This is a genomic window from Cellulosimicrobium sp. Marseille-Q8652 (genome assembly GCF_965112045.1).
This window is the reverse complement of record NZ_CBCOPS010000001.1, coordinates 1,091,770-1,112,981: the sequence shown is the minus strand read 5'-3', so window position 1 is coordinate 1,112,981 and position 21,212 is coordinate 1,091,770. Positions and strand designations below refer to the sequence as shown.

At 74.8% G+C, this 21,212-nt stretch carries 11 protein-coding genes; 5 read left to right on the top strand and 6 right to left on the bottom strand.

Annotated elements, in window-relative coordinates; all coding sequences use genetic code 11:
- Window positions 1–27: 27 nt before the first annotated feature.
- The 5 genes from ACWPWV_RS04825 to ACWPWV_RS04805 all read left to right on the top strand — a co-directional run bounded on the left by ACWPWV_RS04825 (window position 28) and on the right by ACWPWV_RS04805 (window position 7,452).
- Window positions 28–1,269 carry a glycosyltransferase family 4 protein gene (locus ACWPWV_RS04825; RefSeq protein ID WP_454042811.1) on the top strand — a complete coding sequence of 414 codons (1,242 nt, stop codon included), beginning with the start codon at window positions 28–30 and terminating at the stop codon, window positions 1,267–1,269.
- Window positions 1,266–2,459, top strand: coding sequence for a glycosyltransferase family 4 protein (locus ACWPWV_RS04820; protein WP_454041812.1), 1,194 nt, complete (start codon window positions 1,266–1,268; stop codon window positions 2,457–2,459). Before ACWPWV_RS04825 ends, ACWPWV_RS04820 begins: the two co-directional genes overlap by 4 nt.
- On the top strand, window positions 2,452–4,275 hold the full coding sequence (locus ACWPWV_RS04815) for an ABC transporter ATP-binding protein (protein WP_454041811.1): 1,824 nt from the start codon (window positions 2,452–2,454) through the stop codon (window positions 4,273–4,275). The genes ACWPWV_RS04820 and ACWPWV_RS04815 overlap by 8 nt, the downstream gene beginning before the upstream one ends.
- On the top strand, window positions 4,268–6,835 hold the full coding sequence (locus ACWPWV_RS04810; RefSeq protein ID WP_454041810.1) for a hypothetical protein: 2,568 nt from the start codon (window positions 4,268–4,270) through the stop codon (window positions 6,833–6,835). Before ACWPWV_RS04815 ends, ACWPWV_RS04810 begins: the two co-directional genes overlap by 8 nt.
- A 113-nt stretch (window positions 6,836–6,948) precedes the next feature.
- Complete coding sequence (locus ACWPWV_RS04805; RefSeq protein WP_454041809.1) at window positions 6,949–7,452, top strand: hypothetical protein; 504 nt, start codon at window positions 6,949–6,951, stop codon at window positions 7,450–7,452.
- Window positions 7,453–7,498: 46 nt separating this feature from the next.
- Here the strand turns inward: ACWPWV_RS04805 and ACWPWV_RS04800 are convergent, their stop codons facing one another.
- The 6 genes from ACWPWV_RS04800 to ACWPWV_RS04775 all read right to left on the bottom strand — a co-directional run bounded on the left by ACWPWV_RS04800 (window position 7,499) and on the right by ACWPWV_RS04775 (window position 20,928).
- The gene (locus ACWPWV_RS04800; RefSeq protein ID WP_454041808.1) at window positions 7,499–9,421 is read right to left on the bottom strand and encodes a sunset domain-containing protein; all 1,923 of its coding nucleotides are present in this window, start codon (window positions 9,419–9,421) and stop codon (window positions 7,499–7,501) included.
- Between the two features lie 222 nt (window positions 9,422–9,643).
- Window positions 9,644–13,588, bottom strand: coding sequence for a discoidin domain-containing protein (locus ACWPWV_RS04795; protein WP_454041807.1), 3,945 nt, complete (start codon window positions 13,586–13,588; stop codon window positions 9,644–9,646).
- Window positions 13,589–13,796: 208 nt separating this feature from the next.
- On the bottom strand, window positions 13,797–17,537 hold the full coding sequence (locus ACWPWV_RS04790) for a glycoside hydrolase family 97 catalytic domain-containing protein (RefSeq protein ID WP_454041806.1): 3,741 nt from the start codon (window positions 17,535–17,537) through the stop codon (window positions 13,797–13,799).
- 204 nt (window positions 17,538–17,741) lie between these two features.
- Window positions 17,742–18,644, bottom strand: a complete 903-nt coding sequence (locus ACWPWV_RS04785) for an ABC transporter permease subunit (protein ID WP_435738218.1) — start codon at window positions 18,642–18,644, stop codon at window positions 17,742–17,744.
- Window positions 18,641–19,543 carry an ABC transporter permease subunit gene (locus tag ACWPWV_RS04780; protein WP_435738219.1) on the bottom strand — a complete coding sequence of 301 codons (903 nt, stop codon included), beginning with the start codon at window positions 19,541–19,543 and terminating at the stop codon, window positions 18,641–18,643. The genes ACWPWV_RS04785 and ACWPWV_RS04780 overlap by 4 nt, the downstream gene beginning before the upstream one ends.
- An 89-nt stretch (window positions 19,544–19,632) precedes the next feature.
- Window positions 19,633–20,928, bottom strand: a complete 1,296-nt coding sequence (locus ACWPWV_RS04775) for an ABC transporter substrate-binding protein (protein ID WP_454041805.1) — start codon at window positions 20,926–20,928, stop codon at window positions 19,633–19,635.
- Window positions 20,929–21,212 lie beyond the last annotated feature (284 nt).

Here is a 21,212-nt window from a genome sequence, read left to right as displayed (position 1 = left end):
CAGCTGAGAGTGGGCTACGTGACGAAGATGTACCCGCGCTTCTCGGAGACGTTCGTCGTCAACGAGGTGCGGGGCCTGGAGCGCCGCGGCGTGGAGATCACGGTCTTCTCGCTGCGCGCACCCGTCGACACCCGCTTCCACGCCTCCCTCGCCGCCGTGCGCGCGCCGGTCCGCTACGTGCCGCGCACGACGCGACCGTCGGACGTGTGGCGCGCGCTCGCCGCGGCGCGCGCCCGGTTCGGCCCCGCGCTCGCGGGCCCGGTGCTCGACGAGCTCCTCGCCGCCGACCCGGAGGACGCGACGCAGGCGCTGGAGGTCGCGCTCGCGGCCGCCGCCGCCGGGATCACGCACCTGCACGCCCACTTCGGGTCCGTCGCCACCACCGTCGCCCGCCTCGCGGCCGCGGTGCTCGGCGTCGGGTACACGTTCACCGCGCACGCCAAGGACATCTTCCACGAGGACGTGGACCCCGAGGACCTGCGCCGCAAGCTCGCCGACGCGCGGGCCGTCGTCACGGTCAGCGACCACAACCTCGCTCACCTGCGCGCGACGTTCGGGCCTGCAGCCGACCGGGTCCGCCGCGTGTACAACGGCCTGGACCTGGCCGAGCACGCCCGCTCCCGGACGCCGCGCACACCGGGGCGCGTCGCCGCCGTCGGGCGCCTCGTGGAGAAGAAGGGCTTCGGCGACCTGCTCGACGCCGTCGCCCTGCTCGTGCACGAGGGCCGCGACGTCCACCTCGACCTCGTCGGCACCGGGCCCGAGGGCGACGCGCTGCGGTCGCAGGCCGACCGGCTGGCCCTCGGCTCGCACGTGACGTTCCACGGGCCGCTGTCCCAGGACCGTGTGCGCGACGTCGTCGCGCGGGCCGCGGTCCTCGCCGCACCGTGCGTGCTCGGCGCGGACGGCAACCGGGACGGTCTCCCCACCGTGCTGCTGGAGGCCATGGCCGCCGGGACGCCCGTCGTCTCGACGCCCGTGACGGGGATCCCCGAGGCCGTGCGCGACGGCGAGACGGGCCTGCTCGTCCCCGAGCGCGACGTGCCGGCACTCGCCGCGGCCCTCGACCGGGTCCTCACCGACCCGGCGCTCGCGGGCCGGCTCGCCGACGGGGCCCGTGCGCTCGTCGAGGCGCAGTTCGACGTCGAGCGCACGTCGGCCGCGCTCCTCGACCTGCTCCGGTCCGCCGCGGCTCCCTCCGCGACCGTCCTGCACGGCTCCACCGCGGGCGCCCCCACGAGCACCGCGTCCGAGGGGAGGGCGGCATGAGGATCGCCTACGTCAGCACCGACCCCGGTGTCCCGGTCTTCGGGCGCAAGGGCTCGTCGGTCCACGTCCAGGCCGTCCTGCGCGTGCTCGTGCGCGCCGGCGCCACCGTCCACCTGGTCACCACGCGCCCCGGCGACGACGTGCCGCCCGACCTGGGCGACGTCGTCGTGCACGTCCTGCCCGTGGCCCCGACGCGCTCGACCGCCGCGCGCGAGCGAGCGCTGCAGGAGGCGGACGCCCTCGTCGGACCGCTGCTCGACGACCTCGCCGCCGGCGGTGGGCTCGACCTCGTCTACGAGCGGTACGCGCTGTGGGGCACCGCGGCGACCGCGTGGGCGCGCAGGACGGGGACGCCGAGCGTGCTCGAGGTCAACGCGCCGCTCCCGCAGGAGCAGGCACGGCACCGCGAGCTGGTCGACGCCGAGGGGGCCGAGCGCTGCGCCCGGGCCGCGATCGGCGCCGCCGGGACCGTCGTCGCGGTGAGCGGGCCGGTGGCGGCGTGGGCCGCGGAGCGCGCCGTCGACCCGGCGCGGGTGCACGTCCTGCCCAACGGCGTCGACACGACGCGCGTCACCCCGGCCCCGCGCCCGGTGGACCGCTTCACCGTCGCGTTCGTCGGGACGCTCAAGCCGTGGCACGGCGTCGGCGTGCTGCTCGACGCGTTCGCGCAGGTGCTGCCCCGGCTGCCGCACGCGCGGCTCCTCGTCGTCGGGGACGGGCCGCAGGCGGCCGTGCTCGACGAGCGCGCCCGTGTCGTGGGGGTCGAGCACGCGGTCGAGCGCACGGGCGCCGTCGCACCGTCAGACGTCCCCGCCCTCCTGCACCGCGCGGACGTGGGCGTCGCGCCCTACCCGGCGCTCGACGACTTCTACTTCTCGCCCCTCAAGGCGTACGAGTACCTCGCGGCAGGCCTGCCCGTGGTCGCGAGCGCGGTCGGCGAGCTGCCCGCCGCGCTCGCCGGTCTGGACGGCGCCGCGCTCGGCGTGCTCGTCCCGCCGGGCGACGCCGCGGCGCTCGCCGACGCCCTCGTGGGGCTCGCGCACGACCCGGCACGGCGCGCCGCGCTCGGCGCGCGGGCCCGGGAGGCCGCCGTCGCGCGGCACGACTGGACGGTCGTCGTCGGGCGCGCGCTCGCGCGGGCGGGCGTCGGCCTGCCGGACGCCGCACGGGCGGAGGTGTCCCGTGGCTGAGACCCGGGGCACGCGCGCGGGCCGGTCGTCGCTCCGCGGGACGGGCCGCTCGTTCCGCCGCTCGTGGCCGCACCTGCGCGAGCACGTCGGCCCGCAGCGGCGGCTGCTCGTCCTCGGGACGCTCGCGCTGTTCGCCGAGGTCGCGATGCGCCTCCTCGAGCCGTGGCCGCTGAAGTTCGTCGTCGACGGGATCGTCGCGGCGACCGGGTCGACGGTCGCCGGGCCCGCGCCCGCGAACCTCGGGCTCGTCATCCTCTACGCCGCGCTGTCGCTCCTCGTGATCGCCGTGCTGCGCGCCGCCGCCGCGTACGCGAGCACCGTGTGCTTCGCGCTCGCGGGCAACCGCGTGCTCACGGGCGTGCGCGCCGACCTCTACGACCACCTCCAGCGCCTGTCGCTCGCGTTCCACGACCGGACGCCGACGGGCGACCTCGTGACGCGCGTGACGAGCGACGTCGGGCGCCTCAAGGAGGTGTCCGTGACGGCCATGCTCCCGATGCTCGGGAACGTCGTGACGCTCGTCGGCATGGTGGTCGTGGTCGCGGTGCTCGACCTCCAGCTCGCGCTCGTGATGCTCGTCGTGCTGCCGGTCTTCCTCCTCACGAGCACGCGGCTCACGCGGCGCATCCGCACGGTCTCGCGCGACCAGCGCAAGGCCGAGGGGAACCTCGCCTCGCTCGCGACGGAGACGCTGTCGGCGGTGAAGGTCGTGCAGGCGTACTCGCTCGAGGACCGGATGCGCGCCGGGTTCGCGCGCTCCAACGACTCGTCGCTGCGCGAGGGCGTGAGGGCGAAGCGCCTGTCGGCCGGGCTCGAACGCTCGACCGACGTGCTCGTCGGCGCCGCGACGGCGCTCGTCCTCTACGTCGGCGCGCGCCGCGTGCTCGACGGCGCCCTCACGCCGGGCGAGCTCACCGTGTTCCTCACCTACCTCAAGGCGGCGTTCAAGCCCATGCGCGACATCGCGAAGTACACCGGCCGCATCGCCCAGGCGGCGGCGTCGAGCGAGCGCGTCGTCGACGTGCTCGAGGAGCGGCCCGACGTCGTGGACGCGTCCTGGGCGCGGCCGCTCACCCGGGTCCGCGGCGCGGTCCGGTTCGAGGGCGTGTGGCTGTCCTACGTCCCGGGACACCCGGTCCTGCGCGGGCTCGACCTCACGGTCCGGCCGGGGGAGCGGATCGCCGTCGTCGGGGCGTCGGGCGCGGGGAAGTCGAGCCTCGTGGCGCTGCTGTCCCGCCTGCGCGACCCCGACGCCGGCGTCGTCCGGATCGACGGCTACGACCTGCGCGAGCTCACGGTGCGCAGCGTGCGCACGTCGGTCGCGGTCGTGCTGCAGGAGAGCGTGCTGTTCCGCGGCACGGTGCGCGAGAACATCGCGACGGGGCTCGACGACGCGACCGACGCCGACGTCGAGCGCGCCGCGCGGCTCGCCGGCGCCCACGACTTCGTCCTCGCGCTGCCGCACGGGTACGACACCGTCGTGGGGGAGCGGGGGGCCACGCTCTCGGGCGGTCAGCGCCAGCGCATCGCCATCGCGCGCGCCGCGATCCTCGACGCGCCGATCGTCGTGCTCGACGAGGCGATGACCGGTCTCGACGAGGACACGGAGCGCGAGGTCGTCGAGGCGATGGGCCGCCTGACGGCCGGGCGCACGACGATCGTCATCACGCACGACCTCGCCGCCGCGCGCGGGTGCGACCGCGTGGCGCGCGTCGAGTGCGGTCGCGTCGTCGCGCAGGGGCGTCCGGCGGACGTCCTCGGGCCCCTCGAGGCCGGCGTGGGTGCGGCTGACGGGGAGGTGACGCGCCGTGGCTGACACCTGCACCGTCCTCGCCGGTGCGCCGACCCCGCCGGCGCCGGCGCACGTCCTGGACCTCGACGACCTCGCCGGTCGCCTCTCCGAGGCCACCGCGACGTCCGGGTCGCTCACGCGGCCCTACCTGCGGCTCAAGCCCGGCACGAGCTGCGTCCTCGCCGCGACCTGGGAGGCGGCCGGCCACGAGCCCCAGGGCGTCGTCGCGCGGGCGTACGCGCCGCACGCGCTGCCGAAGCTGGACAAGACGGTGCGCAAGGCCGACCCCGCGGACGTCCTGCTCGTCGACCGTGACGCCGGCCTCGTCGTCACGACGTGGCGCGCCGACCGCGACGTCCCGGGCCTGCGCGTCCTCACCGACGACCGCCGTCGAGCGGCGTGGGCGGCGACGCTCCCCGCAGGGCTGCGCCGGGCGTTCGACCTGACGCCCCGCCTGGTGCGGCACAACCCCGAGCGCCGTGCCGTCCTGCGCGCGGACGGACCGGGAGGCGCGCTCACCGTCCGGGCGGTCCGGCCCGACGACGTCGCCCGCGTCGTCCGGGGGTACGCCGCGCTCGCGGGCGGTCCGGTCGCCTCGCCGGCCGTGCTCGCGGTCGACGAGGCGCTCGGCCTCGTGGTCACCGCGTGGCTCGACGGCACGCCCGTCGACGGGCTGCCGCGCGAGGCCCCGCTGCTCCGCCGGGTGGGGGAGACGGTGGCCGCGCTGCACGCCCGCGGCGCCGCCGGAATCGGTGGCGGTGGTGGTGCGGCGGTCTCCGGTGCCGGTCGCCGCGGCGCGGTGTCGAGCGCGGCGGAGGCCGTCGCCCTGCTGCTGCCGGGTCTCGCCGACGACGCGCGGCGGCTCGCCCGGCGCCTCGAGGTGGCCGCGCCCGGCGGGGCGGGACGCGCGCGTGTCCTCGTCCACGGCGACCTGTCGCTCGACCAGGTCGTGCTCGGGCCGGACGGCGAACTCGGGCTCGTCGACGCGGACGCCGCCGGACCGGGCGACGCCGTCGACGACCTCGGCTCGCTGGTCGCGTCGCTCGTCCGGGACGACGCGACCGGCGCGCCCCGCGCCGCACGTTCCGTGCTCGACGGGTACCGCGCCGCGGGCGGTCCCGTGAGCACCCCGGTCGCGCTGCGCCACGCCACGGCCGCCCAGCTGCTGCGCCGCGCGACGGAACCCTTCCGCCGCCTCGAACCGGGCTGGCACGGGGCGTGCGCCGCGCTGCTCGCCGCGGCCCGCGAGCTGCTCGACGACCGCGGCGAGCTCGCGCGGGCCCTGGACGGCCCCGCGCCGCACGTCGGTCCGGCACGGGCGCCCGGACCGGGCCCGCAGCACCCGTCGCGCCCGGGCCCGTCAGGACGACCCGCCTCCTCGCGCGTGCGGTACGCGCCGCGCGCGGTCGAGATCGCGGTCCGCCTCGCGGAGGACGGCCGCACGCTGCGCGCGACGCTCCCGCGCTCCGCGGAGCACCTGCTGCTCGTCGGGACCGCGGGCTCCGCGATCCCGACGGCGACCACGTCAGCCGGTGGCGACCCGCGCGTGCTCGCCGGCCAGTGGTTCGCCGACCGTGGTCGTGCGGCACGGGTCGTCGACCGGCTCGGCCCGGACGGGACGTCCGTCGCGACGGACCGCGGCGCCGTCGTCCTCCACCACGACGGCGCGGACCTGCACCTGCCGGGGCTCGCGGCGGCCGTCCGGCGTCCGGGCGCGCGGCTCGTCGCGCACCGGCCGGGCCGACGCGGCGTCGTGCGGGACCCCGGGGGGACGTACACCAAGCTGGTCCGCCCGGGCCGGTCCGTGCCGGAGCCCGTCGTGCCCGACGGCGCGTTCGCCACGCCTGCGGTGGTGTCCCGGGGCGACGGGTCGGTGACGACGTCGGCACTGCCGGGACGCACGCTGCACGCGCTCCTCGCCGACCCGTCCGTCCCCGACGAGGTGCTGGTCCGGGCCGGTCGTGCCGTCGGGCGCGGGCTGCGCCGTCTCCAGGCGGGGCCCGACCTCCCGGCGGCGCACCGCCCCGGTGCCGACCCCCGGCGCCGCGGCTCGGCGCCTCCCGCACGGCACGACGCCGCGGCCGAGCTCGCCGTCGTGGAACGCTGGTGGTCCTGGGCGGTCGCGCACGAGGCGGCGACGCCGACGCTCGCCCACGACGTGCTCGGGCGCGCGGAGGAGGCGCTGCGGGGGCTCGTCGCGGCCGCGCCCGTGCCGACGCACCGCGACCTGCACGACAAGCAGCTCCTCGTGGACGAGGCCGACCCCGACCGGGTCGGCCTGCTCGACCTCGACCTCGCGACGACGGCCCACCCGGCCCTCGACCTCGCGAACCTGCTCGTGCACCTGGAGCTCCGGGCGCTCCAGGGAACGTGCGTCCCCGCCCGGGCGCGGGCCGTGGCGGCCGCGGTGGTCGACGGGTTCGCGCCCCACGACGACGTCCTCGCGGCGCTGCCCGCGTGGTCCACCGCCGCTCGTGCACGCCTCGTCGCGGTCTACGCCTTCCGTCCGGCACCGGGCGACGTGCCGGGCCTGCTGCTCGCCACCGTCCTCGACGGCCGACCGACGCCGCTCGAGGGACCCTGACGAGCGGGCACCCGGACGCACCGGTCGTGCCTCCCACCGTCGGGGCGAGGCGCGCGGCAGACTCTCGGCGGCCGGTTTCACCCCTCGGACGTCGACGTCAGGAGAAGGCACGGATGCGAGCAGAACGGTGGGCGGCGCTCACGGCAGCGGTGCTGAGCGCCGCGGTCATGGGTGGCTGCAGCGCAGACGGTGGGGCCGGAGCGGCGCAGGCCGAGGCGCCCCACGGCGGTACCGCGACCCCTCGGTCCTCTCCCGCCACCTCGGCGGCGGACGAGGAGCTGGACGACGCCGCCCTCTGCGTCGCCTTCGGCGACGTGCTGACGATCGTGGAGAACGCGGACCTCGGCCTCGCCGACGGGCGCACGGAGGCTCAGGAGCACGACGGCTGGTACGGGCTGGCGACCCGCGTGCTCGGTCGCCTGCCCTCCACCGGGGACAGCACCGTGCGGACGTCGATCCGTCAGCTGCAGGAGATCGCACCGGCCGTCCCGCCCGGGGCGTTCACGGACTCGACCGGTGTGCGCTCTCCCGAGTGGGACGACGCCGGAGCCGTCCTCGCCGACGCGTGCGACGACGTCGGCGCTCCGCTGGCGGTCAGCGTCTTCACCGGCGGATGACCCGCGGACCGGCGGCCCGCAGGCGTCTCGGAGCCGGGCGCGCGACCTAGACCTTCGCCCGGCGGAACCCGGCCGCCTTCGCGGCCGCCTCCGTCGAGAAGCACGCCTCGGGGACCGTGGCGGTGTAGTACCGGCTGACGCCCAGCACGTGGTAGATGCCGCTGTCCGCGTTGCCCTTCACCCGGCAGAGGTTCACCGGGGCCGTCGGCGCGCTCGTCCGCGACGTGGTCGCGTACGCGCTGCGCCGGCCCGTCACCGTGACGGTGATCCGGTGACCCGCGTCCGCGGTCGTCAGGCGATAGCTGGACGACGTGGCTCCCGAGATCGCCTTGCCGTCCCGGCGCCACTGGTAGGCGCTGCTCGACGCCGCCGGGGACCACGCCGCCGTGCTCGCGCGCAGCCACGCGCCGTTCCAGGCCTTGCCCGAGATCGTGGGTGCCGGCGAGGAGGCGAACGGCTTCGTCACCTTCGCGGTGCCGGCGCTGGTCCGCGTGGCGGTGACGTAGGCCGCGCGCCTGCCGGTCACGGTCACGGTCATGGTCCTGCCGTGCTGGGCCGCGGTCACGGTGAAGGAGGACCGCGTCGCGCCCGGGACGGCCACACCGTCCGCCTTCCACTGGTACGTGAACGCCGCTGCCGGCGACCACGTACCGGGCGTGACCGTGAGCGACGACCCGACCCGGGCGGTGCCGGTGACCCGGGGCGTGGTGGTCGTGGCGAACGGCTTGACCACGGCCACGGTCGCCGCGCTGGCGACCGACCGCGTGGTATAGCCGGTCCGGCTGCCCGTGACCGTGACCGTGATCCTCTTCGCGTGATCGCCCGAGGTGAGCTTGTACGTCGCCGAGGTCGCGCCCTTGATCGCGACGCCGTCGCGCTTCCACTGGTAGCTGGTCGTCGCGGCGGGCGACCACGTCCCGGGCGTGGCTCTGAGCGTGTACCCGACGTGCACCGCGCCTGAGATCGTCGGCACGGGTGCCGTGAGCACGCCCGCGGCCACGGACGCGCTCGCGGCGCTCGTCACCGACCTCTTCGCGTACCCGGCGAGGGTCCCGGTCACGGTGACCGTGACCGTCCGGCCCTTGTCGCCCGCGCGCGGGACGAACGTCGGCGACGTCGCCCCGGCGACGGCCGTCCCCGCGACCTTCCACTGGTACGCCAGGGCCGTCCCGGGCGTCCACGCTCCCGGCACCGCCGTGAGCTTCGAGCCGACGCGCGGCGTGCCCGAGACGACCGGCAGCGGCGCGGTCAGGGCCCCGGTGGTGACAGCGGCCGTCGGCAGGCTCGTGACGGAGGACGACGTGTACCCCGGGGCGCTCCCGGTGACCCGCACCGAGAGCGTCGCGCCGAGATCCGCCGCTGACAGGACGTAGGTGGGCGAGGTCGCCTCGGCGAGCGCCACGCCGTCGCGCAGCCAGTGGTAGGCGAACGCGACGGTCGGTGACCACGTGCCCGGCGCAGCCGTCAGCGTCGACCCCACCCGGGGGGTCCCCACGACCGACGGTGACGCGCCTTCGAGCGCTCCCTCCCGCACCGGCGCCGTCTCCGCCGTGGCGACCGTGACGGGGGAGGCACCCGGCAGCGTGCCCGTCACCTCGGCGTGGATCCGGTGCCCCAGGTGCTCGGGGGCGAGCTCCAGCGCGTCCTCGTCCGCGCCGGGGATCGCGACGCCGTCGACGAACCAGGCGACGGCGAGCTCGACGCCGTCCGGTCCCCACGGGTCGCTCCGCAGCGAGAGCACCGCTCCCACGGCTGCGTCGCCCTCGACGGTCGGCGGGTCCTGCGGCGCCACGACCTCGACCTCGGCACCGGTCGGTGCCGGCTCGGAGGACGCCACGTCGGAGGGCTCGCCGTCCGCGGCGGACGCCGCGGGGACCGCGGCGAACGGGGTGAGGACGAGTGCTGCGACGAGCACTGCTGCGGAGGTCCGACGGCGGGTGGCACCGCCGCCGAGCAGGGGCAGGGCCATGGGGGCTCCCGGAGCTCTCGAACGCAGGCCACCGTGGCCCGACCCGAGAAATGTAGGGCACGCCCCGCCCGCCGAAGTGCCGAATGGCCTGCCGACGGACCCTTTTCACCCCGGCGGGGCGGGCGAAATCTGGTCCCGGGACGGGCCGGACCCGGGGTCGGGGTTCACCGGACTGCTCCGGTGACCCACGACCCCGGGTCCGGCGTCGTGCGCTCCGACCGCTCAGCCGCAGGTCGGGGCCTCGAACAACGGCGTCGCGACGGTCTCGCGCTCGTCGGTGTCGTCGCTCGGACGGGCCGTGACGGTCACGGTCCCGGCCGGTGCGTCCGCCGCGCGGACCGCGAACGACTGGTAGGCGCTGCGGCCCGGCGCGACGGCCGCGAACGCCTTCGTTCCGAACGGGGTGGCGACGTCGACGTCCAGCGGGACCTCGTCGTCATTCACGACGCGCACGGCGACGAACGGCTTCCCGGCGAGGCAGCGCACCTCGGCCGTCGCCGTCACCGCGACCGGCGCCGGGGCGTCGGGGTCGTCCGCACCGGGCGCGAGCACCCGCAGCGTCCGCAGCGCCGGGTCGCCCGCGCTCCACGACGTGCTGAGCGCGACGTACCGCGCGGTGCGGCCGACCTCGACCGCGCCGCGCTCCGTGCCGCCGCCGACCGTGCCCACGTCGGTGAACGTCAGGCCGTCGTCGCTGACCGAGACCACCGCCTCCGGGGCGGCCGCGCCGTCCCACCGCGTCGTCACGGAGCCGATCTCGCGCGGGGCGCCGAGGTCCGTGACCATCCGGCCGTCGACGCCCGGGACCCACGCGGTCGTCGCGTCCCCGTCCACCGCGAGCGACGGCGACGTCATGCCCTCCGGGAGGACCGACGCGGGGAACGTGAGCGTGCTCAGTGCGTGGTCGGCCAGCGGGAACGCCGTCGCGCCGGGGAACCGCACCGTCGTGCCCGACGCCGCGACGTCCGCCGCGCGGACCTCGCCCGTCTCGGCGTTCCGGACGTCGACGGACGAGGTGCCTTCGTCGACCGTGAGGCGCACCGTGCGCGCGTCGTCCACGACGGCCGTGACGCCCGCGGGTGCTCCGTCCGGTGCGGCGAGCACCGCCCGCGGCGGCAGGACGACGGCCGATCCCGCCGGCACGGTGACCTCCACCGCCGAGGACCCGTCGCCGACGACCTGCGTCCCGGCGTACAGCGCCACCTCGTCCCCGTCGTGGGGCACCGTGACGGTGGTCGTGACGTCGGCCGCGGTCAGGTTGAACGCCGTGAGGTATCCGTCGAGCGTGCTCACGAGCACGTCCGCGGCCTCGGCGGTGGCCTGCGGCGCGGCGGCCCGCGCGGCGGTCGCCGACGCGTCGCCGGGCAGCATCTCGACGAGCCGGGGCCCGGCCGTGCCGTCCGCGAGGCGCACGACGTGGCGGGTTGCGGTCGCCCGCGAGACCGTGATCGGGGCCTCGGAGCCCCGCACGACGAAGCCCGCCGTGCCCTCGACGTTCAGCCAGTCCCCCGAGCTCTCGAGCACCTGGTCGCCGGTGTACCGGAAGCTCGCGGCGTCGTGCCACGTCGTGCCGTCGAGCGACGTCTGCACCCGGTACTCCTGACCCGCCGCCGACTCCCAGCCGAGCTGGACCTGCGCGACGTCCACGGCCGCGCCGAGGTCGACCTGGACCCACGAGTCAGGACGCGTGCGGTCGTCCCGCGACACGGCCCACCGGGTCGTCGCGCTGCCGTCGGTGACGGCACCCGCGCCGTTGCTGCCGTCGGCGCTCGACGCGCTCGCCGGACGGCCCGCCGCGACGTCCGTGCCCGCGGGCGAGAACGCGCGCAGGTGGTAGAGCGAGTAGCCGTACTCGGGGTTGCCCCGCACGCCCTGCATGCGCACGTAGCGGGCGGTCACCGGGGCCGGCGACGTCGCGCCCGCAGGGACGAGGTCCACGGTGTCGAGCCGCGCCACGTTCACGTCGGCGGGTGCCTTGCCGTAGGCGGTCGCCGTCGTCCAGGTGACGCCGTCGGTCGACGTCTGGACGAGGTAGCGCGCCCCGGCGCTCGCCTCCCACGCGAGCCGGACGCCGCCGACCGTGGTCTGCTCGCCGAGGTCGACCTGGATCCACGAGTCGGGACGGGTGCGCTCCCCGACGGCGACGGCCCACCGCGTCGTCGGGTTGCCGTCCGTCACGCGGGCGGCCGTGCGGCCGTTCCCGGTGTCCTGGCTCGACGCCGTGGCGGGCCGGCCCGCCGCGAGGTCGACCGGGGACGCGTCGTCGGCGCCGTAGGCGTGGAACGCGTGCATTGAGTACCCGTACTGCGGGTGGCCCTGCTGCCCGAGCATCCGTACGTAGCGCGCGGTGACCGGCTCGAACGTGAGGTCGTCGACGCGCGCGGCCCGGGCGTCCGCGGGGTCGGCCGGTCGCGTCACGGGGAGCGACGCCGTCGTCTCGCCCTCGGCCGTCGTGTAGGTCCGCGAGCCGTCGAGACCGGAGTAGCCGTCCATGTCGAGGTTGCGCACGGACAGGCTCCCGTCGTCGGCCCCTGCACCGGTCGAGGCGTAGAGCGCCGAGCCCGTGGGCAGCGTGACCTGGCCGGCGTAGCCGGCGCCGATCCGGAACACCGACGACGTGCCCTCGAAGCCGTCGCGCGGCTCCGTGTACGTCGCGACGGTGCGGTCGTCGACCGTCGCGCCCGGGGTCGGGTAGAGGAACGGGGTCGAGCCGGACACGTGGAAGAGCCACGAGTCGTGCCCGGGCACCCACGGGAACTTGACGAAGCCCTTGCGGCTCCCGGCCGCCGCCCACGCCGTGTCGCTCTGCTGGACCGTGAGGCCCGGACCGGCGCCGAAGTCCCGCACCCCGGCGAGGCCCGCGAAGAACTCGTCCTCCGGCGTCGGCTCGACCGGTCCCTCCGGGGACCCGGCCGCCTCGACGTGCAGCAGGTAGGAGATCGCGATCTCGGCGCGCGCCTCGGGCTCGTACTTCGGCTCGCCGGAGAACTTGGTGAGGCGGTACTCGGGCGCGTAGCCCTGGTAGTCCTCGAGCGCGGCGGCCAGGCCGGCCTCCGCGCGCGCGGCGTCGGGGTCGCGCAGCACCTGGCCGAGGAAGGCCATGGGCAGCACGTCGCGCCCGTAGAGGAACTCGCGGTCGTTCACCATGGGCATGAACGGCTCGCCCTGCTCGGACATGACGAGCTTGATCGACTCCCACAGCTCCGCCGAGTTGGGCTGCCGCGTGAGGATCTCGGGCAGGGGCTCGTCGTGCAGGAGGAAGTGGATCGCGTTGCGCGCGCCCGACCGCCAGATGTCCGACTGGTAGTGCGGCCCGAAGGAGCCGTGGTTCTCGACGAGGTACGTGTCGTAGACGGTCTGCATCGTGTTGGTCGAGACCGGCTTCCCGGCCACGACGGCGGGGTTGTTGCGGTCGGCGGTCGGCTGCCCCGCGGCGTTGCGCCCCCAGTCGCCGAGCTGGTCGTCCCACCGCGCGGCGTCGGGATCGCCGGGCGCCCACGCGAGGCCGGGCGCGAGGGCCTGCGTGTACACGCCGGCCTCCTCCTGCGCCGTGTCGCCGACGTGCTTGCCCGTCGGCCAGTCCGCGGTCCAGCTCCCGGACAGCGGGTCCTTGCCGAAGTCGAGGTCGGCCGTGTAGCGCGACTGCTCGACGGCGATCGTCGAGAGGTTCTCCCGCGTCGCCTCGTCGAGCTCGTCCCACATCAGCCGCCCCGCGGCCAGGAAGTACGACTGGAAGGTCGAGTCCCAGAACAGCTTCTTGCCCCACGTCCCCGCCGGGTCGACGAAGCGGTTCGTCGCCGCGTAGTGCTCGATGGTCGCGACCGTCTGCGCGCGCAGCTCGGCCTCGGGCACCCCGGCGATCTCCGCGTCGTACTCGCCGTGCGTGAGAAGCACCGCGTTGCCGAGGACGACGGCGAAGTTCATGTCCTTGGCCTGGTAGACGCCCGCGGCGTCGTCCCACACGGTCTCGACCCAGTTGGTGTGCCGCAGCAGCGCCTCGTAGTAGTCGGCGGCGATCGCGTCGGGTGCGCCGTGGTCGACGGCGGCGTCGGCGCTGGTCTCGCCGTGCGCCGCGGACGCGGGGACCAGCAGCGTGCCGGTCAGGACGGCGGCGAGCAGCGCGGCCGTCCGTCGTGCGCGCGGTGCGCGCGTGGTCGGTGTCGTCATCGACATCCTCTCGTCGGTCCCGTCGTCGGCGACGGGCGGAGATCGGGGCGGGGCCACCTGAGGGAGACGGCCGGGGGCGGGCGGTGACAGCGCTATCAGCATACGGTGCGCGGGCCCTGGGCGGAACCCCCGACCCCGGGGTGGTGCGTCCCCGGACCCCTCTGGTGCCGCCCGACCCCGGGCTCGGCGTCGGTGGCGCCGCGACGGGTCAGCCGCAGTCGGCCGCCGGGACGTCGACGGCGATCTCGGCGGCGAGGGTCTCCCCGCCGAGCGTGCCGCTCACCAGGACGGTCGCGGTGGACGCCTCGACGGCCGTGGACCGGGTCGCGAACGACTGGTAGGCGGAGGCCACCGGCGCGACCGACCCGAACGACCGCTCGCCGGCGGCGGTCCGCAGGGTCAGGGCGAGGTCCACGGGGACGTCCTCGGCGTTCACCGCCCGCACGGCCACGTAGGCCTTGCCTGCGAGGCAGCGGGTCTGGGCCTCGACCGTGACGTCGACCGCGTGCGCGGGCGAGCGCACCAGCACGCCGCGCGACGGCACGAGCCGCACGTGGTCGACGTTGACGTTGCCCGTGTCGCCGGGCTCGTACCGCAGGCCGACGGTCGTGACCGTGCCGTCGGACGTGCCCCCGGCCGTGACCCGGACGGGCTCGGTCGTGCCCCAGCGGCGCCACCGGTCCGCGTCCTGGCCGAGGTTCGGGAACGGGACCTGCCCCGCGACCTCGCCGTCGACCGTCAGGGAGAGCTGCCGGTCGAGCGGCGCGACGACCATGCCGTTCGCGTACCGGAACGACACGTCGTAGCTCGTCCCCGCGACGACGTCGGCGTCGACCTCGAACGCCGCGCCGAGCTTCGACAGCGTGCGGACGAACCCGGTCCCCGTGTATCCCGGGTGCTCCTTCGTCGTGATCGCGCCACCGGCGAGCCTGCCGTCCTCGGCCTCGAGCACGAGCTCCGTGCGCTGTCCCTCGACGCGTGCGGCGAGCGCGGCGGCCGCGTCCCCCTGCGCGTCGGCGAGCGCGGCCGCCGCGCGCGCGAGCGTGCGTTCCACGGCCGCGTCGTCGTCCCGCACGGCCGCGCGGAGCGCAGCCGCGAGCGGAGCACGGACCTGTGCGGCGGTGGCCGGGTCGACGACGCCGGACTCCTCGGCCGCGTGGAGGTCCGCCAGGACCGCTGGGATGCCGACGCGGCCGCCGAGCCAGCGTCCCGCCTCCGCGTCGAGCGCATCGAGCGCCGCGCCGCCGACCTGGCCCGGTCCGCGCGACACGAGCGCGGTGCGGACGCTCTGCGCCGCCTGCTCGACACCGGCGAGGTCGCCGTCCTCGGCTGCGGCGAGCAGGTCGGCCACGCGGTCGCGCACGACGCGTGCCGCCGCCGGCGAGAGGTCGCCGTCGGCCTGGGCCTCGTCGAGGAGCGCGCCCAGCGAGGCCTCGTCCGGGAACGGCACGAGGTCCACGTCGACCGCGGTCCCCGCGTCGCCCGCGCCCGAGACCACGGTGACCGCGTGCTGCGGGCCGTACGTGACGTCGTCGGCCGCGACGGTGAACGCCAGCTCGTGCGTCTGCCCGCCACCGACCCGTGCGGCCGGGGCGTCGACCGGCTCGCCGTCGACGAGGATGCTCGCGGAGGTGACCGAGGTGCCGTCGTTGCGGGCCTCGAGCGTGACCTCGGTCGCGCGCGTCACGGGGTCGTACGTCGCGGTCGGCGTGCCGACCGCCTCGACGCGCGGACGCGCGTACGGCGCGAGCGTGGCGAGGTCCGCGTCGGTCGCGGGACGCAACCGGACGGCCTGGCCGCCGGCGCCGACGAGCGACGCGCTGAGGACGTCGTCCGCCGTGACGAGAGACCGGGTCACCTCGACCGCGGTCGGGTTCCCCGTCCAGCTCGCGTCCTGGGCGTCGGCCCACACCTCCGCGACGTAGGTCACCCCGGCGTCGAGCATGTCGAGCGGCACGTCGAGCGTGCGGTCGTTCTCGTCGGTCACGACGCCGACGTACCAGGCGTCCCCGCTGCGCCGCGCGGTGGTGACGTGGTCGCCGATCTCCGCGTCGACGCGCGACTCGTCCCACGTGGCGGGCATGCCCTTCAGGTACTCGAAGGCCTCGGGGTGCTTCGCGTAGTTCTCCGGGGTGTCGGCGAGCATCTGCAGCGGGCTGTAGAAGGTCGTGTACAGCGCGAGCTGGGTCGTCGTCGTCGTCTGCACGCGCGTCCCGAGGTTCGCCGGGTCCCACAGCACGTCGAGCACGCCCGGCGTGTAGTCGGCGGGCCCGCCGATCCAGCGCGTGAACGGCAGGATCGTCGCCTGCCCCGGCGGGTTGCCACCGGCCCCCATGTAGTTCTGCTGCTCCATGCCGGCGATCCCCTCGCCGGTCATCATGTTCGGGTAGGTGCGCTCCTTGCCGGTGGGCTTGATCGCCTCGTGCGCGTTGATCGAGATCTGGTGGCGGGCCGCGGCGTCGATCACCCGCTGGTAGTGCCGGACCGCCTCCTGGTCGTAGTGGCTCCGGTTCACGCCGCCGAGCTGGAAGCGGGTCGCGTACCCGGTCTTGATCGCGTGGATCCCCCACTCCTCGTACTGCGAGAAGATGCGCTCGAGGTTCTCGTCGTAGTAGTCGACGTAGCCGCGCGTCTCGTTGTGCCCGACGAAGGAGACGCCGTTCGCCTCGGCGTACGCGAGGACCTCGTCGATGTCGACGTCAGGCATCGGGGTGGTGAAGTCCTGGTTCGTCCACGACCCGCCGGCGTTCGTGTTCCAGCCCTCGGCGAGCACGTACCTCGCGCCCGCCTCGGCCGCGAGGTCGACGTACTCCTTGATGCGCGCGGTCGTCGCACCGTGCCGAGGGCCCGCGGTCCAGGTCGTGTCGCGGCGCTGGAGCTCCCACCACACGCCCGTGTACGTGCCGGCCTCGATCCAGTCCGTGGTGTCGGCCGTGCCGTCGCCGTCCGAGTCGACGTCGCAGACCGCGCACGGGTCGTTGAGGTTCTGGACGAGGTGCGACTCGGCGAGGTCGCCCGCCTCGCGGCCCACCTGCACCGTGCGCCACGGTGTCGCGAAGCTCGCGTCGGTCACGTCCAGGACGGCCTTCGTCCCGTCCGGCAGGGCGATCAGCTCGCTCACGAGCGTGCCGGGCTCGCCGTCGAGGCGCTTGAGCGTCATGCTCGCGTAGTCCGTGAGGTCGGCCTCGTGCACCGCGACGAAGAGGCCGTCGTCGCGCGAGAACGTGATCGGGGTCTGCGCGTCCGGGACGTTGCCGACCGCCGTCGTGAGGTAGTGCTTCTCGTCCGCGTTCCAGTCCTTCCCGGCCCGGATGTAGTAGGCCGTGAGGTCGGCGGGAAGGGCGAACTCCGTGCGTTCCGCGGTCACGGTGAACGGTGCGTCGAGCGCCGGCTGCTGCGGGAACACGTAGCGCAGGCCGACGCCGTCGTCGAAGACGCGCGCGACGACGTCGACGAGCAGGCCCGACTCGTGGCGCGCGTGGACCGTGAGCTCGTTCGCGTGGTTGCGGACGGAGGACTGCGTCCCCCAGGCGGGGGTCCACGTCTCGTCGACCTCGGCTCGCTCGACCGACTCGATCGCCATGCCGGACGTGAGGTCCACGTCGGGTCCGCGCAGGACGAGGCCGAGCCCGGACGCGTCGACGACGGTCGTCGAGCCGTCGCGCACGACGTCGTAGCTGAGCCGGCCGTCGACGACGCCGACCGTGAGGTCCAGGCTTCCGTCGGGGGACACGACGTCGTGCCCGCTGAGCTGAGCGACGGCGGCGGTGTCCACCGCACCGGAGGTCGCTGGCAGCGCTGTCGGCGCGGCCAGGGCCGGCGTCGCGGTGGTGACCGGGGCCAGCAGGGCGAGAGCGAGGCCGAGCGCGACGCCCGCCGGACGGCAGGTGCGCGGGTTCCGTGATCGGGCGCCGCGGAGGGACGGAGGACGGACGGTGGGGTCGTGCATGCGGGGGAGCTCCTTCGGACGTCGTCGTCGGTGGAGTGGGCGGCCGTCCCGCTGCGGGTGGCAGGACGCCGCTCGACGCCGCGGCCGCAGGGGTGTGCGGTCACGGTCGTGCGGGAGGATCGGCGCGCCGTCGCGCCGGGTGGTGGTGCGACGCGAGGGAGGACCTGTCGGTCCTCCCTCGCGGGTGGTGCTGGGTCGTCCGGGTCAGCCCTTGACGGAGCCGGACATCAGGCCCCCGACGAAGTACTTGCCGAGGAGGATGTAGACGACCAGCGTGGGCAGGGACGCGAAGAGCGCTCCTGCCATGGACACGCCGTAGTTCTGGAGCAGCGCGCCGTTCGCCAGGTTGTTCAGCGCCAGGGTCACCGGGCCGTTCTGGCTGGAGGAGAAGAACACCGCGAAGAGGAAGTCGTTCCACGCCGAGGTGAACTGCCAGATGAGCACGACGACGAACGCGGGGACGGAGATCGGCAGCACCACCGACCAGTACGTCCGCAGCATGCCCGCGCCGTCGACGCGCGCCGCCTCGATGAGCTCGTGCGGGATCGTCTGGTAGTAGTTGCGGAAGATCAGCGTCGTGATCGGGATGCCGAAGACCACGTGCAGCAGGATCAGCGTCGGCACGCCGCTCGGGATGCCCAGCCCCAGCACGAGCTGGTTGAGCGGGATGATCACGGCCTGGTACGGGATGAACATCCCGAACAGGATGAGCGTGAAGACGAGGTTCGCTCCCTTGAAGCTCCAGCGCGACAGCACGAACCCGTTGAGCGAGCCGAGGAACGCGGCGATGATCGACGCCGGGACGACCATCTGCAGCGTGCGCCAGATGGCGGGGGCGAGCGAGTCCCACGCGGCCCGCCAGTTGTCGAGCGTCCACACCTCGGGGAGCGCCCACGCGCGCGCCGGCGACGCGTCGCCCGCGCCCTTGAAGCTCGTCACGAGGAGCACGTAGACCGGGATGAGCACGATGAGGAGGAAGACGACCAGGGCCGCGTAGCGCAGCGTGCGCCCGACGGAGAAGCGCTCGCGGCCGCGCGGGGGGCGCGTCTCGCGGGGCGTGCCGACGACGTCCGGAGCAGGGACCGCCGGTGTGGAGGTGGTGGTCATCGCTTCTCCTGACGGTTGGTGCGGACCAGGTAGGGCACGATGACGACGGCCACGATGACGAGCAGGATCGACCCGACGGCCGCGGCGCTCGCGTAGTCGAAGCTCGACTTGAACACGTACATGTCGACGGCGGGCACCTTGGTCTGGTAGTTCGCCGGCTTGGAGATCGACATGATGAGGTCGAACGCCTTGAGCGACATGTGGCCGATGATGATGAGCGCCGAGAGCGCGATGGGCGAGAGCTGCGGGAACAGCACGTGGCGGTACAGCTTCCACTCGCTCGCGCCGTCCATGCGCGCCGCCTCGCGGAGCTCCTCGGGGATGCCGCGGAACCCGGCGAGGAACAGCGCCATGACGTACCCGGAGAGCTGCCAGATCGCCGGGATGGCGATCGCGGTGATGCCCCAGGTGACGTTGTTCCACCAGTTGTTCTGCAGGAAGTCCAGGCCGACCATCTGGAACAGCCGGTTGAGCCCGCTCGCGGCCTCGTCCTGGTTCGAGTTGAGCAGCCAGCGCCACACGACGCCCGAGGCCACGAACGACACGGCCATCGGGAACAGGTAGACCGAGCGGAAGATCCCCTCGCCGCGCAGGGGCTTGTCGAGGAGCCACGCCCACAGGAAGCCCATGAGCATGGTGCCGACGAGGAACACCACGGTGTACAGGACGAGGTTCTTCAGCGAGTGCTGGAACGCCTCGCTGCCCAGCAGGTCGGTGTAGTTCTGGAACCACACGACGACCGACGGCTTCTGGCCGGTCGCCTGGGCGGCCGTGTGGTTGTCGGTGATCGAGGTCTGGAAGTTCGCGCCGATGAGCCCGTAGACGAAGATGCCCACGAGGATCAGCGAGGGGGCGAGCATGAGCAGCGCGGGGCCGGCTCGCCGCAAGGACTTGAGCATGGTTGGACTTCCCGGGTCTGGGGACGTGCGTCGGGTCGGCCGGCGCGCGCGACGGGTGCGGGCCCGCGCGGGGCCCGCACCCGAGGGCGTCAGCCCTGCGCGGCGGCGAGCTCGGACTGGAAGGCCGCGAGGTCGGACCCGCCCGAGGTGAACTTGCTCGTCGCGTCGGAGATCGCGTTGAGCGTCGCGACCGGCGCGGCGGCACCGTGCGCGAGCGAGGACACGATGGTGTCCTGGCCGAACGACTCGATGGCCGTCTGCTGGTACTCCGAGAACTCCGACGGGTCGGCGTCGGTGCGGGCCGGGATGGAGCCCTTGGCCTTGTTGAACGCGACCTGGCCCTCGAGGGAGCCGACGGTCTCGAGCCACGCCTTGGCGCCGTCCGGGTGCGGCGCGCCCACCGGGAGGGTGAACGAGTCGGCGAGGAAGTCGAACACGCCGTCGGTGCCCGGGACGGGGAACGCGATGAAGTCGGTGCCGAGGGCCTTGTCCTGCTCCTCGAACGCCGCGACGGCCCAGTCGCCCATGACGTTGAACGCGGCGTTGCCGTCGATCACCATCTGGGTCGCCTCGGGCCAGTCGAGCCCGTCACGGTCGGTGTTGGTGTAGCCCATGAGCGTCTCGAACTTCTCGAGCGCGCCCGTGACCTCGGCACCCTCCCAGTCGGTCGAACCGTCCCACAGCCCGTTGTAGGACTCGGCGCCGAGCTCCGCGAGGAGCACGGTCTCGAGCAGGTGGACCTGGGTCCACGTCGTCGCGACCGACAGCGGCGTGACGCCCGCGGCCTTGAGCTTCTCGAGGTCGGCCATCCAGGCGTCGAGGTCCGCGTACTCCGCGGCGGGGTCGATCCCGTTGTCCTCGAGCACGGTCGGGTTGGCCCAGACCACGTTCGCACGGTGGATGTTCGACGGGATCGAGTAGATCGCGCCGTCCTCGGCCGTGACGCGGTCGACCAGGTCGGGCGGGAAGACGTCCGTCAGGCCGAACTCGTCGTACAGGTCGGAGACGTCCTCGATCTGCGCGGCGTCGATGTAGTCCTGCAGCTCCGCGCCGGCGTGCGCCTGGAACGTGTCCGGCGGGTCCTGCGCCTGGAGGCGGGACTGGAGGAGGTCCTTCGCGGCCGAGCCGGCGCCGCCGGCGACCGCGCCGTTGATGAACTCGGTGTCGGGGTGCTGCTCGCCGAACACACCGACGAGGGCGTCGAGGCCCGCCTTCTCGGAGCCGGCCGCCCACCAGGTGAAGACCTCCACCTCGTCGCTGCCGCCGCCGCTGCTACCACCGTCGGTGTTCTCGTCACCGGAACCGCCGCCGCTGCACGCGGCGAGTGCCAGACCCACGAGGGCGGCACCGGCCACCGTCGCGCTCGTCCTGCGAGTGAGTCGCATCGTGTCTATCCCTACGCCTTCTTCGGTCGTCGGGGGCCCACGAGAGGACGGGGGAGGTCCTCGTCGTCGGCCGGGCGCATCGGTGCGCCCTCGAACCCGAGGCCCATACAACGTCGCCCCGACGTTGATGTCAAGAAATGAACGCAGCCGAGACTCTTTCGTGATGTTCCCATCATGACTTGGACGCAAGAGGCCCGTGACGGAGCGGCCGACGTGCCAGGCGCAGCGCGCCGAGGAGGCGGAGCTCGTCCCGGGCGCGCGGCCGGCCGAACCCCGGTCATGAT

Bases quoted from the DNA above. Each gene is read 5' to 3' on its own strand.
- ACWPWV_RS04775 (WP_454041805.1), bottom strand. From the start codon at position 20,928: ATGCGACTCACTCGCAGGACGAGCGCGACGGTGGCCGGTGCCGCCCTC.
- ACWPWV_RS04825 (WP_454042811.1), top strand. From the start codon at position 28: ATGTACCCGCGCTTCTCGGAGACGTTCGTCGTCAACGAGGTGCGGGGC.
- ACWPWV_RS04800 (WP_454041808.1), bottom strand. From the start codon at position 9,421: ATGGCCCTGCCCCTGCTCGGCGGCGGTGCCACCCGCCGTCGGACCTCC.
- ACWPWV_RS04790 (WP_454041806.1), bottom strand. From the start codon at position 17,537: ATGCACGACCCCACCGTCCGTCCTCCGTCCCTCCGCGGCGCCCGATCA.
- ACWPWV_RS04820 (WP_454041812.1), top strand. From the start codon at position 1,266: ATGAGGATCGCCTACGTCAGCACCGACCCCGGTGTCCCGGTCTTCGGG.
- ACWPWV_RS04795 (WP_454041807.1), bottom strand. From the start codon at position 13,588: ATGACGACACCGACCACGCGCGCACCGCGCGCACGACGGACGGCCGCG.
- ACWPWV_RS04805 (WP_454041809.1), top strand. From the start codon at position 6,949: ATGCGAGCAGAACGGTGGGCGGCGCTCACGGCAGCGGTGCTGAGCGCC.
- ACWPWV_RS04785 (WP_435738218.1), bottom strand. From the start codon at position 18,644: ATGACCACCACCTCCACACCGGCGGTCCCTGCTCCGGACGTCGTCGGC.
- ACWPWV_RS04780 (WP_435738219.1), bottom strand. From the start codon at position 19,543: ATGCTCAAGTCCTTGCGGCGAGCCGGCCCCGCGCTGCTCATGCTCGCC.